Source organism: Sphingobacterium siyangense (genome assembly GCF_007830445.1).
GTDB lineage: Bacteria > Bacteroidota > Bacteroidia > Sphingobacteriales > Sphingobacteriaceae > Sphingobacterium > Sphingobacterium siyangense.
In genome coordinates this window covers 43,336-60,142 of the sequence record NZ_VLKR01000020.1, presented here as the reverse complement: position 1 = coordinate 60,142, position 16,807 = coordinate 43,336, and the positions used below count along the sequence as shown (strand labels likewise).

At 42.1% G+C, this 16,807-nt stretch carries 12 protein-coding genes; 8 read left to right on the top strand and 4 right to left on the bottom strand.

The window, feature by feature from the left end; translation table 11 throughout:
- Nucleotides 1-9 precede the first annotated feature (9 nt).
- The 6 genes from IQ31_RS17405 to IQ31_RS17380 all read left to right on the top strand — a co-directional run bounded on the left by IQ31_RS17405 (nucleotide 10) and on the right by IQ31_RS17380 (nucleotide 8,009).
- Nucleotides 10-759: a hypothetical protein gene (locus tag IQ31_RS17405; protein WP_075991008.1), complete on the top strand. Its 750-nt coding sequence runs from the start codon at nucleotides 10-12 to the stop codon at nucleotides 757-759.
- A gap of 131 nt (nucleotides 760-890) precedes the next feature.
- Nucleotides 891-1,262 (top strand): hypothetical protein, encoded by a 372-nt coding sequence (locus IQ31_RS17400; RefSeq protein ID WP_075991009.1) that lies wholly within the window; start codon nucleotides 891-893, stop codon nucleotides 1,260-1,262.
- Between the two features lie 124 nt (nucleotides 1,263-1,386).
- Complete coding sequence (locus tag IQ31_RS17395; protein ID WP_075991010.1) at nucleotides 1,387-1,704, top strand: hypothetical protein; 318 nt, start codon at nucleotides 1,387-1,389, stop codon at nucleotides 1,702-1,704.
- A gap of 138 nt (nucleotides 1,705-1,842) precedes the next feature.
- On the top strand, nucleotides 1,843-5,094 hold the full coding sequence (locus IQ31_RS17390) for a SusC/RagA family TonB-linked outer membrane protein (protein ID WP_145328894.1): 3,252 nt from the start codon (nucleotides 1,843-1,845) through the stop codon (nucleotides 5,092-5,094).
- 132 nt (nucleotides 5,095-5,226) lie between these two features.
- Complete coding sequence (locus tag IQ31_RS17385) at nucleotides 5,227-6,747, top strand: RagB/SusD family nutrient uptake outer membrane protein (protein WP_145328892.1); 1,521 nt, start codon at nucleotides 5,227-5,229, stop codon at nucleotides 6,745-6,747.
- A 17-nt stretch (nucleotides 6,748-6,764) separates the two neighbouring features.
- Nucleotides 6,765-8,009 carry a YdcF family protein gene (locus IQ31_RS17380; protein ID WP_244294520.1) on the top strand — a complete coding sequence of 415 codons (1,245 nt, stop codon included), beginning with the start codon at nucleotides 6,765-6,767 and terminating at the stop codon, nucleotides 8,007-8,009.
- A 109-nt stretch (nucleotides 8,010-8,118) separates the two neighbouring features.
- Here IQ31_RS17380 and IQ31_RS17375 read toward each other — a convergent pair whose 3' ends face one another.
- Both IQ31_RS17375 and IQ31_RS27945 read right to left on the bottom strand, forming a co-directional pair.
- Nucleotides 8,119-9,201, bottom strand: a complete 1,083-nt coding sequence (locus IQ31_RS17375) for a Gfo/Idh/MocA family protein (RefSeq protein ID WP_145328890.1) — start codon at nucleotides 9,199-9,201, stop codon at nucleotides 8,119-8,121.
- Between the two features lie 16 nt (nucleotides 9,202-9,217).
- The gene (locus tag IQ31_RS27945; RefSeq protein ID WP_244294519.1) at nucleotides 9,218-9,865 is read right to left on the bottom strand and encodes a barstar family protein; all 648 of its coding nucleotides are present in this window, start codon (nucleotides 9,863-9,865) and stop codon (nucleotides 9,218-9,220) included.
- A 110-nt stretch (nucleotides 9,866-9,975) separates the two neighbouring features.
- On the opposite strand from IQ31_RS27945, the gene IQ31_RS17365 reads away from it, so the two are divergent.
- Nucleotides 9,976-11,385, top strand: coding sequence for a sulfatase-like hydrolase/transferase (locus IQ31_RS17365; protein ID WP_145328888.1), 1,410 nt, complete (start codon nucleotides 9,976-9,978; stop codon nucleotides 11,383-11,385).
- 20 nt (nucleotides 11,386-11,405) lie between these two features.
- The gene (locus IQ31_RS17360; RefSeq protein WP_075991014.1) at nucleotides 11,406-13,508 is read left to right on the top strand and encodes a polysaccharide lyase 8 family protein; all 2,103 of its coding nucleotides are present in this window, start codon (nucleotides 11,406-11,408) and stop codon (nucleotides 13,506-13,508) included.
- Between the two features lie 67 nt (nucleotides 13,509-13,575).
- On the opposite strand, the gene IQ31_RS17355 is transcribed toward IQ31_RS17360, so the two are convergent.
- Together IQ31_RS17355 and IQ31_RS17350 are read right to left on the bottom strand one after the other, a co-directional pair.
- On the bottom strand, nucleotides 13,576-14,832 hold the full coding sequence (locus IQ31_RS17355; RefSeq protein WP_145328886.1) for a glycoside hydrolase family 88 protein: 1,257 nt from the start codon (nucleotides 14,830-14,832) through the stop codon (nucleotides 13,576-13,578).
- A gap of 44 nt (nucleotides 14,833-14,876) precedes the next feature.
- Entirely contained in the window at nucleotides 14,877-16,805 is a 1,929-nt protein-coding gene (locus tag IQ31_RS17350) for a heparinase II/III family protein (protein ID WP_145328884.1), read from the bottom strand.
- Between the last annotated feature and the right edge of the window lie 2 nt (nucleotides 16,806-16,807).

Here is a 16,807-nt window from a genome sequence, read left to right as displayed (position 1 = left end):
TTAAAAAATATGGAAGATATAATTGGAGTACCTTTAAAGGTACCACGAAATTTTCGGTTAATATGTGAGCTTTTTGGTATCGCTGTGCCAGCTTTTATTCAATTGTTTCTAGATCATTACTCTTTTATAGATCAGAATTTTAAAGATAATTCGAGCTATAATATTGTGACTAGGGCTATACGTTTTATCAACGATAAAATTCCTAAAGACCATAATCGTTTGAAGATCGAATTCAAAGATAATGACAGGGATGTTGGGATAAAATTATTGCGACGTCAGGTAAAATTAGCAGTCAATAGAAATTATAGTACCGGCGAACGCAGAAATAGAGGGCGTATTATTACTGCGCAGCTTTATGATCTTTTTGCTAAAAAGGTAATGCTTAAAGATCGAATTTATTTAGATGAAAACATATACTTTAAATTGAGTAAGGATTTTCTGCTGACTTGCATTATGAATTCCGTTCATCCATCGCATTATATCAATACCATGATGCTGCAGGCATCAACACCTGATTTTTTAGCAGCAATGCACCTCGATAAAGCGACTTATAATCCAGTTTTGGGATTTATTCATCGTGTCCTTGACGGTTATGGCGGCCTTATTGATTGGGAATATCGTAATACATCTTTTTTTAAACGATTTATAATGGATTTGCAGGAACTCAATAAACGCTATTTTTTCTATCGGGATCTTGATCAAAGAGTTGCACTTTATCACGTCTGGCTAGATAATCTTTTGGAAACTAAGGAGGACTAATTTGAGTTATAAACAACCTTTGGAAAGTTTGGGAAACAACCTGTCTTTTGATGAAGATGGCGTAATCTTACAGCGGTTAAATAGAGGTAACTAGGATAAAAAAAATGATGACTTCTTAAATTAAATAAATAATGGAAACATTCGAAAATATTAAATTGACAACAGCATTTAAACAGTTCTGCGATCTGTTCAATTTCACACCGGAAGAAGTTGTACAGGAATTTATTGATAAAATTGACATTGCAGAGTATATGTGTGATCCAATACAACCCAATCGCTGGGCTAATCTATTTGCGATGGAATATTTGATCCAATATACACAGTCCGAAAACAGTATTGTTGAATATAGGGAATTTGCAGAAGAGTGGGTGAAAATGATGGAGACTGGTGGAGATGATCTGATCGGAAATACAAGACTACTGTTGGATGCCTGGCACAAAAAAGTTTTAGAGGATCGTATTCATAGTATTATGAAAGAAGATGAAGGGGACGATATAGCGTAACTTTATGTTAAGTTTGATCAACCTTGTAAAATACGACGATCAAAATGTTTAAACCTAACTCGTCATTAATTGGCTAACGATAGTGATTATAACATGCAATCAAAATGAATTGCTATATTTAATCATGCATGCAAAACCTGAACAACGAAAAACATCATTAGTACCAGTATTATGTAAAGTTTTTATTGGTACTATTGGTGTTTTTGCTATTTTGACAGCTTGTTTCTATCATAATCAACTTGACGTTGACGGCAACTTGACAATAGGATTTCCCTGGACATTTTATAGGGAAGGAAGCGGCTATAGCCCAGATCTTAATGAGCAGGTTGGATACCATGAATTTGAACCTCTAAAATTGATCGGCAATATTCTTTTTTCTGCTACTTTATATCTTCTGATTTTATTGATTTATAGCTTTGTTAGCAGGAATCTTAGGAAATAAATCTTAGGTGTATTGTTATCCTTTTGTTAAGCTTTCATGACATGCTAACTCGGTTTAGTTAAAAACTGTTAATGTTTTATTGACCCTGCCTTCATATAGCATTTGTAATCTTGTAACCATAAATCAAATGCGCTACTTATGAAATTTAAAGCCAACAATGTCTTTTGGTTGTTATGTGCCATTGCAGCGAGCTCACCCGCTGTTCAAGCCAAATCGTTCACACTAACCACGTCCCAATTTACGCATGTACAGGGGATGGTCAAAGGCCGTGTCGTCGACGCCCAAGGAAATGCTGTCGCCGGAGCAACTGTTCAAAATTTGAAAAGTAAAAAATCTGTTCAGTCTGACGAAAAAGGAAATTTTCAGATCGAAGCCGAAATGGGCGATAACCTGAGTATTTCCTTTATTGGGTATAGCAGACTTGTGCAAGCTGTTACCCAATCCAATGGGCAGATATTTTCCCTACAGACTGATGAGAACACACTGGAAGAGGTGACCATCTCTATCGGATACCAGCGGATCAGAAAGTCGGATGTCACTGGTGCTATTGCCAGTGTTAAGGCCGAGGAACTCAATTTGAGCGCACCAAAATTATCCCAGGCGTTGGTTGGTAAAGTAGCAGGTGTACAGGTGATGCAAACAAGTGGTGCTCCATACGATGGGACCAAAATGCGTGTTCGCGGAATGGGATCGATCAATGCTGGTTCGGATCCATTGTACGTTATTGATGGTTATCCAGCAGGGAACAATCTCAATATCAACCCCAATGATATTGAGTCTATCGATGTTTTAAAGGATGCCGCTTCTGCTGCGATCTATGGGTCCCGTGGCGCTGGTGGTGTTGTATTGATTACAACCAAGCGTGGCAAGGAAGGTAAAAGTAATGTGGACTACGAAGTATTGGGCGGCTTTGGTCAGCTTTCCAAGAAAATCGATGTTTTAAATTCGGAACAGTTTATTGATCTCTTGATTGATGGTCGTAACAATTCCTATAAAGACCTTCTGGCTACGAAAGGGATCGCTTGGAGCGATAGTAGACGCTTTGATGATAATAAAACGCGTATCGCCAATGTCGGAAATGCCGGTTCAGTAAGTATTCCTGAAGACTACTATGACTTTGCGTCCGGTACCGCAAAAAAAGCGAAATATGATACGGATTGGCAGGATGCCTTATACCGTAATGCTTCTTTCCAACGTCATAATCTCTCTACGTATGGCGGTAACGAAAAAAATCGCTATTTCCTAAGTGGATCTTATCAGAATCAACAAGGGATCATGCTGGGGACGGATCAAAAAGTCTTTAATTTTCGTGCCAATATCGATAGCAAAGTAAGCAAGAGGTTGACCGTCGGCGCAAACGTATCGTTTACATATAACGACAATAACGAGGTGACGACAGGCCGTTACGACAGAAGTCCGTCTATGGCGGCTTTAATCTATCTGCCGACACTGCCGGTTTATAATGAAGATGGAACCTATGCCAAATACCTGATGGCCGATCTTTCGGCGAATAATTACGGTATCCAGAACCCTGAAAACCCACTGGCTTATGTTACTGAGATTAAAAACAACCGTCGTGGAAAGAGAGGGGTATATAACGCCTTTGCAGATTTTTCCATTATGGATGGCCTAAATCTAAAAGTAAACGGTGGACTGTCTACTTATGACGAGAAGTATGATTATTTCCGTCCGACAAGTATATCCGATGGAAACAACAAACCGTTTTCACCGCAGGCAATTTCTGCTGCCTATGCAGATGCCAAGACAAAAAATGAATTGGACAAATTGCTGGAAACAACGTTAAACTATAACAAGACCTTTGGTGGTAAACATCAGGTATCCGCTTTATTGGGCTATTCGGCGCAACGAACAGATTATGATTATCAAGGTGTGAGAGCCAACGGTTTTAATAATAATGCAATTGGGGAAATTACAGATAAAGGAGCGGATCCTTCTAATTTCCAATTGCTAAAAGACGATACGTTCAAACGTACGACAACGCTCCAGTCTTATTTCAGCCGCGTAAATTACAGCTTCGATTCGAAATATTTCCTTTCGGCATCCATTCGTACTGACGGTTCGTCACGCTTTGGACCGAACAGTAAATGGGGAACTTTCCCATCGGTTTCAGCCGGGTGGACCCTCTCCAAGGAGGAGTTTTATACGGATTGGTTAGGGCAACAATCGACAGTCAAACTAAGAGCGAGCTGGGGACGTAGTGGAAATAATAATATTGGTGATTACAATGCGATATCCGTGATCAACTCACCAGCAGGTGTGATCCTTGGGGATAAAGTAGAAACCTCTTATACGGCTGGCAATCTACTCGATCCAAAATTGAGCTGGGAAACAACTTCGCAATACAACGCCGGTCTTGATCTCGGTTTGTTGAAAGGCCGCCTCAACATTATGACCAACTTTTACCTGAGCCGTTCCTTCAATTTATTATTCAACCAGCCACTCTCCGCTGTATCTGGATCAACAACGATCCTGACCAATCTGCCAAATTCGAAGGTGCAGAATAAAGGTTTTGATCTACAGATTGATGCAACACTGATTCGCAAAAATGAATTTGAATTAGGATTCAGTGGGAATATCAATGTCAACAGAAATAAAGTGCTCGATCTTGGTGGGGCTTCTACCATTCTGACGAATGGTGCTGAACGCTCCTACTTAACGCATATTACACAAGAAGGAAGTCCAATTGGTATGTTCTATGGTTTTAAAGTTCTGGGTGTTGCAACAGAGGAAAACTATAAAACTGTCGCACCTTCTGCGGCTTCAACAACCCCACTGCAACCAGGAGATCTTTATTTTGAAGATGTAGATGGCAATGGTATCGTCAATGATGCCGATAAACGTGTGATCGGCAATCCGCATCCTAATTTTACCTATGGCTTTGCCGTTAACGCACGCTATAAGGCATTTGATCTACGGGCATCATTTAATGGCTCCCAAGGGAATAAAGTGCTGGATGGCTATGATTATTACCTCTACAATATGGAAGGTTCCGGTAACCAATATGCGGATGTCGCACAACGCTACCGTTCGGCTCAAAATCCGGGAAATGGTAAAGTCTACCGTGCATCGCGTGGCGGTACGCAAAGTAACAGTACACGTCTTTCCGATTTTTATCTGCAGGACGGTTCATTCTTGCGTATGACAAATATTGCCTTGGGTTATAATCTTCCCAAAAGCCTAGCAGAAAAATTAACACTTTCTGGGGTAAGGGTCTACGCGACCATGGACAATCCATTTACGATTTCTAAATACAAAGGCTACAATCCGGAACCCGATTATAATCAACGCGGCAACCTGACTCCAGGTGTGGATTATGGGCTTTATCCATTGGTGAGATCATATAACCTTGGTGTGAAAGTAACGTTCTAATAGCAGGATCGAGGAGCTGTTGTGCGTAGGAATATCAAGGAAAGCCCCGTGTTAAGCTCCAGTATTGTAAAATAGTCCTACAGACTGCTCTTTGTAGTTCCGTGGGCTGATGAAAAATAAAAAAATAACAGGATGAAAAAAAGATATATATTACCCTTTGTTTTGTTGGCATTGTCTTCATGTACCAAAGATTTTTTAAATCAGAAAAATCCCAACGCCGTTACGATTGATGATTACTTCAAGTCAGAAAATGATGTGCTCTTGGCGGTTAACGGTCTTTACCAGTCCCTTCGTTCGGGAAGTACGATCGGAGAATCCAGTACATTGTATAATGAGGAACGTTCGGATAATAGTGGACGTAATGATAACCAATCCAACGCCGGCGAGCCATTCCAATTCAATGACTTTTCGTTGCTGCCAAGTAATACCTATCTAAAGACGCATTGGTCGGCTATGTATGCGGCAATCAGCCGCTGTAATGTGGTTCTGTCACATGTCGACGATGTGACCTTTACGAGTGCAGAATTAAAAGGACGTTATATTGCGGAAGCGAAATTCGTTCGTGCATTATTATATTTCCATATGGTGCGTAAATTCGGAGATATTCCATTATCTACGGTACAGGTGACCAGTAAAGAGCAAGCAAATGAATTGGCTTTTCGGCAAAAAGAGTCGGTTGTGTACGAACAGATCATTAAGGATTTGACAGAGGCATTGTCCAGCAATCTTCCCAATACACAGAAAGATTACGTCATTGGCAGAGCATCTAAATCGGCTATTAATGCAATTTTGGGACAAGTATACTTAACGTTGGGAGCAACGCAGACGTCGGGGAGTGCAGAAAATTTTGCGAAGGCAGAACAGTACCTTAATGCGGCCTACCAAATGCGAACTTTTGGTAAACTGAACGAAATCCCCTATGCGGATGTTTTCGATGTGACCAAGAAAAATAGCTGTAAAGAACTTGTTTTTCAGATTCAGTACAAACAAGGTGACCAAAACTATAGCTCGAGTATTGCCCGTAATTACCAGGCGAGAGGGGAGACCATCAACTCACGCTATAACTCTACAGGTGCTGGCGAAGTTGCGAAACTAGATTTGATTAAAGATTACGAGCAAGACGATATCCGAAAAGGCTTCTCGGTAAAGTTTGCCGCCAATACGCAAGTTAACGATTGGTTTGTAACCAAATTTAGAGATAACAGTGACGCTGCAGGTACCAATGGTTGGGGCGGAAACGACTGGATCTTGATCCGTTACGCCGATGTGATGCTGTTGTTGGCAGAAGCAAAATATCACTTGGGTAAAGATGCGGAAGCTATCGCGCTTTTGGATCAGGTACGTGAACGTGCTGGATTGCCTTCGTATGCTACTTCAATGCTAAATACTACCTATCGTAGTAAATATCCAACCTTAAAGGAGGCCATATTGCATGAACGCCGTGTAGAACTGGCATTTGAAAACCAACGTTGGTTTGATTTGATCCGTAATTATAATGCACAAGAACTGGTGACTTATTTCAAAACGAAGAGCCAGGCTGATTATGGAAATGCTAAAATCTCCAATATCTCGACAAAAGATCGATACTATCCAATTCCTTTTGATGAATATAAGCTGGATCCGGTACGTATGTATCAAAATCCTGGTTATTAATCTGCAATGGAATAGATATGATAAAAAATATCAGAAAGATCTTGTTACTTACCTTGGGAATATGCTGCCTGCATATTTCCAAAGGTCAAGTAAACAATATGCCTGACGGTCCACAGGATTGGCTGATCAAGAAGAATTATTATGCATCCTATTTGCTCTTAAAAGATCCTGCCCTTATACAGGAGCTCGTGGGCTCCAAGCCGATAGCACAGGTGTTGGAAAAACGGTTCGAACGTTTTAACAACAGCGCCAGTTGTCCCGATCTCATGTGCTATTTGAATGCCTTCAAATGGCAGGAGAACGAAATTGACCTGTTGGCAGAGCAGCTGGCGGAGCAAATTGGGCATAACAAGAAATTGGACCAGCTTGTTCAGGCTAGTCTTATTCCATCAATGACCTATGGTGTGTTGCATCATGAAACGGCAAAGGCCTATTTTACGAAAGCCTTGAAACAGGATTTAAAGGCAATGAATTATGTGGTGGACGTCTATGGCGGAGGTAAAAGTCCCAATTACCCCAAAATAGATTCGATCTCTTTCGATGTAAAACGTGCGGCCTACCTTCATCTTTTGGACGATGTTCGCCAAGACGTCCGCAAGGATATTCCAACACATAAAACGGCATTTTTTTTGACCATGATGACTGCTGTACGCTTGTTGGAAATTAATGAGCGATGGGACGCGGCACAACTAGAACCGCTGATTGAACTCGAAAACAAGAAAGCTTACGAAGCGGTCAAAAATACCGATTTCGCAAGCTATCCCTATAGTCTGTTGCTGACCTTAGGTGCAGGCCCCGAGGTGTATGGACAGCCTATTAGTCCAGGTGGAATGTTACGTGCGCGGATGGCAGCCCGAAGCTACTTTGAAAAATTGGCCCCTTTTATTGTGTTGTCTGGCGGTAAAGTACATCCCTATAAGACTCGCTTTATTGAGGCAATAGAAATGAAAAAGTATCTGATCGAGATTATGGGAGTACCTGAAGCGGCAATATTGATTGATCCACATGCGAGACATACGACCACAAATTTGCGTAATACAGCACGTATCCTGTTAAATTATGGTTTTCCGAAAGATAAATACGCCATCGTTAACAGTAGTAAAGTGCACATTGATGCGGTGGAAAAGATGGGCGATCGTTGTATGCGTGAATTGGGGTATATTCCCTATACATTGGGTAAACGAATTTCAGATGTGATCATCGAGTTCAAGGCAAAAGAAGAGGCCTATACGATCGATCCTGATGAACCCTTAGACCCTTAGCCAACTAACTAGGCCGATTGCTAATCTATTAACTGAGCAGATCGGCTTTGTCTATGGCTTATGGGAAGGCATGAAAAAGGTCCGCAGCATTGCAAGCTACGGACCTTTTTTATTTTAAAATAATGGACTTTCCTTCTTTAGCCGAGCGTTTTGCCGCTTCCAGGATTTCGACCACAGTGACATTATTATTGATCGATCCGAGATCATTTTCTGGAGCCATAGCATCTTTCAGAACCTGTTCGAGATAGGCAATATGGTTCTCAAAATAGGGGACCGTAGTCGGTATATGTGTAGGTGGATCATTCTGCTGTTTGTATTTTAGAAGCTCTTTATCATTTTTAGCGTAGAGCTGAGCTTTTGTGCCAAAAACCTGCAGATCTTTAACACTGTATGGCCAAGCCCAAGAAGCTTGAATAATGCCCGTGCTGCCGTCACGGTAGCTTAGTATGATGGTGGCATTGTCGTCTACCTTTGGATAAACCTCTGGCTTGAGCTGTTGTGTAAAGGCTGTCACTGAAATTGGCCTTTCTCCATTTTTGAGCCAGGTCATCAGATTGGCGCCATAACAGCCAAAATCCATCACTGCACCGCCACCATTTTTTTTCGGATCAGTAAGCCAGTCGAGGAAGTAATTGCTGCAGCCGATTTCTTTAGGTCCTTCGTGACCGTCTTTTACAAGTATACGTGTGATTTTTCCAATTTCACCCTTGTCGACCAACTGCTTCAACTGTTGATTACTTTTATACCAGGTCGTTTCGTAATTTACCAAAAAGGGTGTTGCGAACTGTTTGGACAAAAATGCAATACGTTTTGCGTCAGAAAGAGTCGTAGCAAGAGGCTTCTCTACCATTACAGGGATCTTAAGCGGGAGACAGGTCTCTGCGACGAGGATATGCTCATCGGTTGGATTGTAGGCGAGTACCGCATCCGGTTTGACATGTTTCAATAAGCTTGGTAAGTCATGGTAGAAGATTGTGTCAGGTAAATTATACTGCGTTCGTATTTTGTTTGATAAGGTTTGATTCGGTTCGGCAATACCGATAATATCGACTTTTTTATCCTTATATAAATTTAAAAGCAAGAATACGTGGTCATGGTTGAGCCCCGCAACAGCAACTTTAAGTCGCTCACTGGCCTGTGCAACTTGTTGGAAGAATAGGAGCAGGAAAACTAGGCGGATAAGATGCTTCATATGTTAAGTTTAGTTATTATAAATATACCGATTTGTGCTGAGGATACCCGTTGTAAATCCAGATTACTTTGCGGTGCGATTGGATGATATCGGCAACAATGTCAAAATAGGTTTCTCCACGACCAGCTTTTAGCTCATCTAGTTTCTTTTGAAAATGCGTTTGATTGAATGGTGATTCTGCTCCAAGTTTCCCTCTATAATAGGCCAAAGTTGTTTCAACGCCCAATGATGCCCTGCTGTGTGCAATATCCTTCCAAACAATGCAATGTGAAACAGCATCTTTAAAGTTACCAAATCCACCGTAAAGCAAATCGTCAAAGCCATCTAGGCTTCCTATCTTCCAGCTTTCGCTGGACATGTAGACGGCATTGATTTCTTCGTAAAAACTTGCAATATCGTTGATGCTACAGCCATCAACCACAGCCACGCCAAGATCGGGATTGCTTCCCACAAGTTGCTTAAAATCTGTCCAGAGGTCCTCCCCGGGAAATACTGTTCCAGCTGCTTTGTTTTGCCATTTGTTCAACAATTGAACGAGTTCGGTTCTAATGGTACTGGGGTGATAGGTCAATGAACACAAAAACGAGCTTAATGCAGTGCCATCCGAATCACTGACCAAAAAATGAGCAAGTGTACAGACCAATTTTTTTTCATCTGTTTTCATCTCTGACCTTTATTTTTAATCGTCTAAAAATAGCCTAACGAAATCGTTTGCGGTTTTTTAACAAAAAATCCTATACATTTAACGATACATTTAAGGATAAATCTAATGTTATGATCTACCGATTTACTTGCTATAGTATATTAACTCTTGTGAATATACTCTTTAGGTTTGGGATTTCTGTATTCGGACAGCAACATCCTAACGTTATTGTCATCCTGAGCGACGATGGAGGTTATGATGATTTTGGTTGTTACGGCGGTAGGGAGGTCTATACCCCCAATATTGATGCACTTGCGAAAAATGGCGTACGTTTTCAGTCGGCCTATGCCTCAGCTTCAGTATGCGCTCCTTCTCGGGCGGGCTTACTTTCTGGCCGCTACCAGCAGCGCTTTGGTTTTGAACATAATATTTCGAAACGTCCCACTGCGGGTGTCGCACCTGAAGATATCGGAATGGATACGCAGGTAGCCACCATTGCTGACTTCATGAAGTATAACGGCTATAAAACTGTAGCGATTGGCAAATGGCATCAAGGGGATGGTCCACAATTTAATCCATTGAAACGTGGGTTTGACCATTTCTATGGTTTTATCGGTGGTGACCGGCCTTACTTCCCAATCCATGGTGCCGTGAAGCCAACGCAGCTGCTTTATGACGATCGACGTATAGTCCCCGAAGACTCAATTCATTATTTGACTGAAACATTGACCAATAAAGCAATTGCGTATATTCAACAGTATCGAAGCCAGCCCTTTTTTATGTATTTAGCTTTCAATGCAGTGCATACACCTGTCGAAGCGCCCCTGAAGACTATTGATAAGTATAAAAATGTAGCTGATCCATTGCGTCGTGCTTACTTGGCTATGCTGGATAATATGGATGAAAATATTGGACGTCTGGTTGAACATTTAAAGCAAGAAGGACTTTATGAAAACACCTTAATCATTTTTATGAATGATAATGGAGCGGCAACAAATAATGGCGCAGACAATGGACAATTGCGTGGTTTAAAGGGATCGAAATGGGAAGGTGGAATCCGGGTTCCCCTTATCATGCAATGGCCAGCCAAGCTACCGAAAGGGATAACATCAGATGCCATGGTATCGGGAATGGATATCTTACCCACCAGCATCGAGGCAATAAAAGGGAAGAACATCCAGGGGCAGCAAATCGATGGCATCAGTTTGCTATCTTCCTATAAGGATGTGAAAAATGGACACGACTATTTATTCTGGCGTCGAGGGATTGCACGTGCTGTGCGACACAAAGAATGGAAACTGATTGTGGTTAAAGATGATCCGATATTATTGTTCAATCTTAGGGATGACCTTCGGGAACAGCATAATCTAGCCACGAAGTATCCTGAGCGTGTAAAGGAGATGCTGAATAAACTGAAGGAATGGGAAAAGGGACTGGAGAATCCAAAATGGCTAAGCTCTGTATTGGACAATGATCAAAATCAACTGATGAAACACCGGATGGAAGTCGTCGGACGAGCCGCAGAACGACAATATCCTTAAGTAATGAATACTAAAAACAGATGAAAGGACTAATCCTATTTTTATTGTCCTTTGCCTTGGTTATGGCAAAGGCGCAGAACAGCGATACGTTTGTGCGTATTAAAAAGCATGTATACGATGATGAGTTAAGTGGCCCATTGCCAAATGCAGATAAAACGTTAAGCCTATGTAATCAACTGCGTGCTGACGGTACTTGGGCAGATATCGATTACAGCAGTAAGTCAATATCGCTTTGGCCTCCGGGAGAGCACTTGGATCGGTTAAGGACACTTATTGTTGCCTATGTGTCTCCACAAAGTGCATCTTATCAGGAAAAATCACTTTACGATAAAATCCTGCTTGCCGCACAATATTGGGCAAATAATCGTTTTGAGTCTTCAAATTGGTGGCATAACGAGATCGCTTCGCCAAAAGCCATCGGTGTCTGTCTTATCCTGATGAAATTTGGAAAGGAAAAAATTCCTACTACACTAGAGACTCCACTTGTTGAGCTGATGAAGCGTGGCGATCCTTACACAAAAACAGGGGCGAATAAAAGTGATATTGCCATGCACTATTTTTATCGTGCATTGATCTTGGAAGATGAAAATCTTTTAGCTGCTGCGATGGAGCAGCTGCTTTTTCCGATACAGCTCGTGAATGGCAAGGAAGGACTGCAATATGATTTCTCTTACTTACAACATGGCCCTCAATTATACATTGCAGGCTATGGGGAGGAATTTCTGAAGGGGATCTCAAAAGTTATGGCCTATGTGCGGGAGACACCTTATGCTGTAGACATGAAGAGGCTCGGCCTTTTTGAACAATTTCTTACTGAAACCTACCTGCCAATTATTCGTTCGCGCTATATCGATTTTAATGTACATGGTCGCGGGATCTCACGCCCCAATATCTTGGAAAAAACACAGGAGACCGCCATATTACAACAAATGAAGTTGATTGATCCCGCCAAAAATACCATTTGGAACAAAGCGCTAGCAAAACTAGATAGCGTCCAGCCTTATGACGCTGAGCATATCGAGGTCCACCGCCATTACTGGAAAGGAGACTACACGACTCATCTGCGTAAGCAATTCCACTTTAATGTTCGATTGGCCAGTAGCCGTACCAATAAATCGGAGTCTGGAAATGGAGAAAACGTTCTTGGGCGCAATATGTCAGATGGTGTGACCAATATTCAGGTATTTGGACCCGAATATTATAATATTATGCCCGTATGGGAATGGGATAAAATTCCTGGAACGACAACACGAGATTATCCGGGCGACCTGGAATTGAAAGAACAATGGGGAGCACTTGCTGCAAATAACTTTGCAGGCGGCGTAAGCAACGATAAGACAGGAGCCTCAGCTATGTCGGTCCAGTACGACGGGGTCAAGGCTCAAAAAGCCTGGTTCTTTTTCGATCGGGAAATCGTTTGTTTGGGGGCTGGGATTCACTGTGCTGCGCCAGAAGCTGTGGTAACAACCTTAAACCAAACCTGGCTGAATGGACCCGTTGTCTGGAATGGAAAGGAAATGTCTGCACTCGATTCAGTACAGAGATCTGTCAAAGTAGGCGATTTTATAACCCATAACAATGTTCTGTATTATTTTCCAGCAGCTATGAATGTTGGATTGACAACCAAAGATCAGGTTGGTTCCTGGTACCGGATCAACCGTTCCCGTTCCAAAGATGTTGTACATGGAAAGGTCTTCAAGCTTTGGTTTGATCATGCTGTTGCTCCAAACAATGCGAGCTATGCTTATATTGTTGTGCCTGGTACCAAAACTGTTGATACAAAAGCAATGCAGCAGCTAAAAATTTGGCAGAATACATCGGATATACAGGCGGTGGAGCATAAAGGGAGCCGGATTCTACAAATTGTTTGTTATCAAGCAGGAACGTACCAAGTTGGCAATTGGTCTATAAAGCTCGATCAACCTGCTATCATACAATTGAGTATGCGCGAAACAACTAGCATGCAGCTTGATGTTGCAGATCCACTCCAAAGAGCCAAAACAGTGAAGGTTCAACTCGTCAATAAACAGCTTCGTGTAAATCAATCGCTGGAGGTTTCGCTTCCACAGGGCGAATACGCAGGGAGTACTGTAAGTAACCAAATCGCGATCGGGAAGAAATAATCCAGATTCAATTGGAAAGCTTATAAAAATACAAAGGGGAGATATTAAATATCTCCCCTTTGTATTTTTATTTTTTGAGCTGCTCCAACCGTGTCAAACCTTCCAGATAATAATAATCTGCATAGGTCAGCGGAACATCGATTTCCGAATGATGGGGTAAGCTACCCACACTATGCTGCAATAAGAAACCGCCATTGCTTGCATATTTAGCAAAATAGGTGGCTCCTGATAGTGTTTGCAGGCTTTCCTGAGCAAATGTCAAGTAGGATTTGCTTTCGGTGCCAGTGGTCATTGTTGAGAGTTCAATCAGTGCAGAAGCAACAATGGCTGCAGCTGAGGCATCGCGCGGCACAAAATTTAATTTCAAGGAAGAAAAATCGGCATCCGATTTATAACCCGGCTTTCCGGCATTAAAATCCCAATACGGAATTTTATTTTTTGGAAGATTCGGATGGGTCATGTAAAACTTTGCCGCCGCTTTTGCCGTTTTAAGAAATTCTGGTTTTTTGGTCTCCCGGTACATCATGGTAAATCCATAAATAGCCCAGGCTTGACCGCGTGCCCAGGTTGAATTGTCGGCATAGCCTTGGTTCGTTTGTTGGTGGATAGCATGGCCATTACCATCGTAATCGACAACATGGTAAGTACTGTGGTCTTTACGAAAATGGTTTTTCATGGTTTGGGTGGCATGACTGATGGCCACATCCTTATATTTGGTATCTCCAGTCAAGTCGGACACATAACACAGCATTTCCAGGTTCATCATGTTGTCGATAATGACTGGATATTTCCATAGGGTCTTGCCGTCCCAAGACTTCTTCTCGTTCCATGATTTGATGACGCCCACCTGCGGATTATAACGTTTAAGCGCAGTATTGGCCGAGTGGATGAGGATATCCTTGTAAGCGGCAACCTTTTTGGGATCTTTAAGGTATTTAATGGCATTGCCATAGGAACAATACATCACAAAACCAATATCATGATGTTGATCAAGGTCTTTGGCTTTTTCAAGCGCCTCTGTCCATTTGATCGCCGCAGCTTCGGTCTCTTTATTATGGGTATGGTTGTAGATATACCATAGTGACCCTGGAAAGAAACCGCCGGTCCAATCCCATTCGTCTGTCCCTACCAGTTTTCCTGCAGGACTCAATGTGCGTGGAAATTTGTGCTGCTTTTCTGCTGCTTGTTCTAAAAATTGATATTGTTTTTCTGCAGCTCTAAAACTTGTGTCAATAAAGCTTGGTTTTTGATCTGTAAAACTCAGTGCAATCAGACTGGATGTGATCACAAAAAGTGCTTTTAGACCAGGTTTTCTTTTTTTCATAACGGCTTATATTCTTAGTAAGTTACATAATAATCTGATTCTTTTTATTTTATAGCCTCTTGGCGAATCGTAAAGGTATATTTTCCAGCGGATTTGATGCTTTTAGCGGTGAGTTTGATGCGATAGAGTTCCTTACCCCATACCTGACTCAAACGTGGGTCATCTTGAGGAATGACATCGTAGCTCGCCGTGAACTGTCCAGCATCAAAGTGTAGGGTTGCGTGCCCATTATTGAGGCGGATTTCCCCTTTGCCAATTTTTGGTTCCTGAGCAACAAGAAAATGGATGATATTGGCCTGCTTAGGACCTGTGATTTTAAACTCATCCTGAATGTCCAGCCCATTTTGTACGAGGGTGTAACTTCTATTCCAGTGTTCAACATTCGCCGACTTCGGATATGCTTTTCCAATATCAAGTTGGAATCTATTTTGTGCAGGCAGAAATGCCACATTTTCAGCTTTATATTCCTTTCCAAAAGATTGGTCTGCTCCATTGATCATCGGAACATTATGGTAAGCACTCTGCATTGTCCAGATACTGTATCTGTCATCGCTAAAGGTCTTTTTGGTATAGGTGCCGACACCGGCGTCAATGAACAGTGGTTGTTGATCCGCGTATAAGATAAAACTCCCGACATCGTTATGGTTGTGACTTTCATTATTGAAACCACCTTTGGCGGCAAAGAAAAACGGGCCCTTTTTTAGATATATAAATTGTGTTTCCGGATACCACTTGGCATTATTTTGAGGGAGTGAAGCGGTAACACGCTCTAATTGTGGATAGCATCTCAGGTCCTCGAAGGCGCGAAAAATATCCCTTGAAGGTTTGAAATTTGCAGTTTTGTCGCCGGTATTTTCCATATATCGGGCAAATTGCATCATCTCGCTACTATTGACATCCTGTCCATAACGGTAGATCAATAGTGGATCGCCGCCACCTTTTGCCGAAGCATCGGCAAAATTAACTACCCATTTATCTCCGCCAATATAGGATTGTGCGATGTACTCACCCATATCGCGAATTACAGGTTTATCAAAAATATTGATCTTGCCCTTGGTGGCAAGCGAAAGTATTTTTAAATAATCGTACAGTTTGCCCGCAGCATGTCCCCAATAGGAGGGTCCCTCTTCGCAGGCACCGTCTGTTTTGACATAATTGATAAAGCGATCCACAGAAGACATTGTCTTATAAATTCCCGCCAGTTGTATATCGGGATTGTCCTCAACCAAAAGTAAGGCCGTAAGAACATTAAAGTTACACCATGGATTCCAGTTATTGACCAACTGTCCTTCCTTGAGTTCAAATGCCTGCCACCACATGTCGTTACGATCCAGATAGGGCTGTATAATGCGTTGTTGGATCTGTTGTTTTAGACGGGTACTGATTTCGGGGTTTATTGTATTGAACGTATCGCGGAAGAAATAATGAACCCAGGAGAGGAGAGAGCCTACATCACCGGCCATCAGATCGACTACTTGTGTGCGCTCTTGCGGCAATGATCGCTTACTGGACTGAAAGGCCCCAAGGTGTGCCGAGAGAGACCATGTTGCCATTTCCGTCAATTGCCAACTGCCGTTTAGGATTTGGTCAACAAAGCGCCCCTGTCCTTCTGCAAGCTCCGCCAACAGTAGGTTGGTCAGCGCAGTACAATTTTCGTTCATTGGCTTTTCCATTATGCTGCGGTTGCCTGAACGCTCATATTCAAGGTAGTCGGTTGCTTTGACGACCTGCCACTGGTAGTTCAGGGCCTCGTTTCCCTTTTTTATAATACGCTCTTTAAAGGGAGCCATCAGCTTATCCCAGGCTAAACGGTCGGAATAAGCCGGGTAGGGAACCCAAGATTTGTCATTGCCTAGGCTGGCTTTCAGGTTCTCTTGTTTAAATGCTCCTGTTAGCAGGTTCAGATCTTTCCCTAGCAGTCTTTGGAAAGAAAAACTGCTAAGGAAAAATAGTAGGATTAAGTAAATTCTCATAA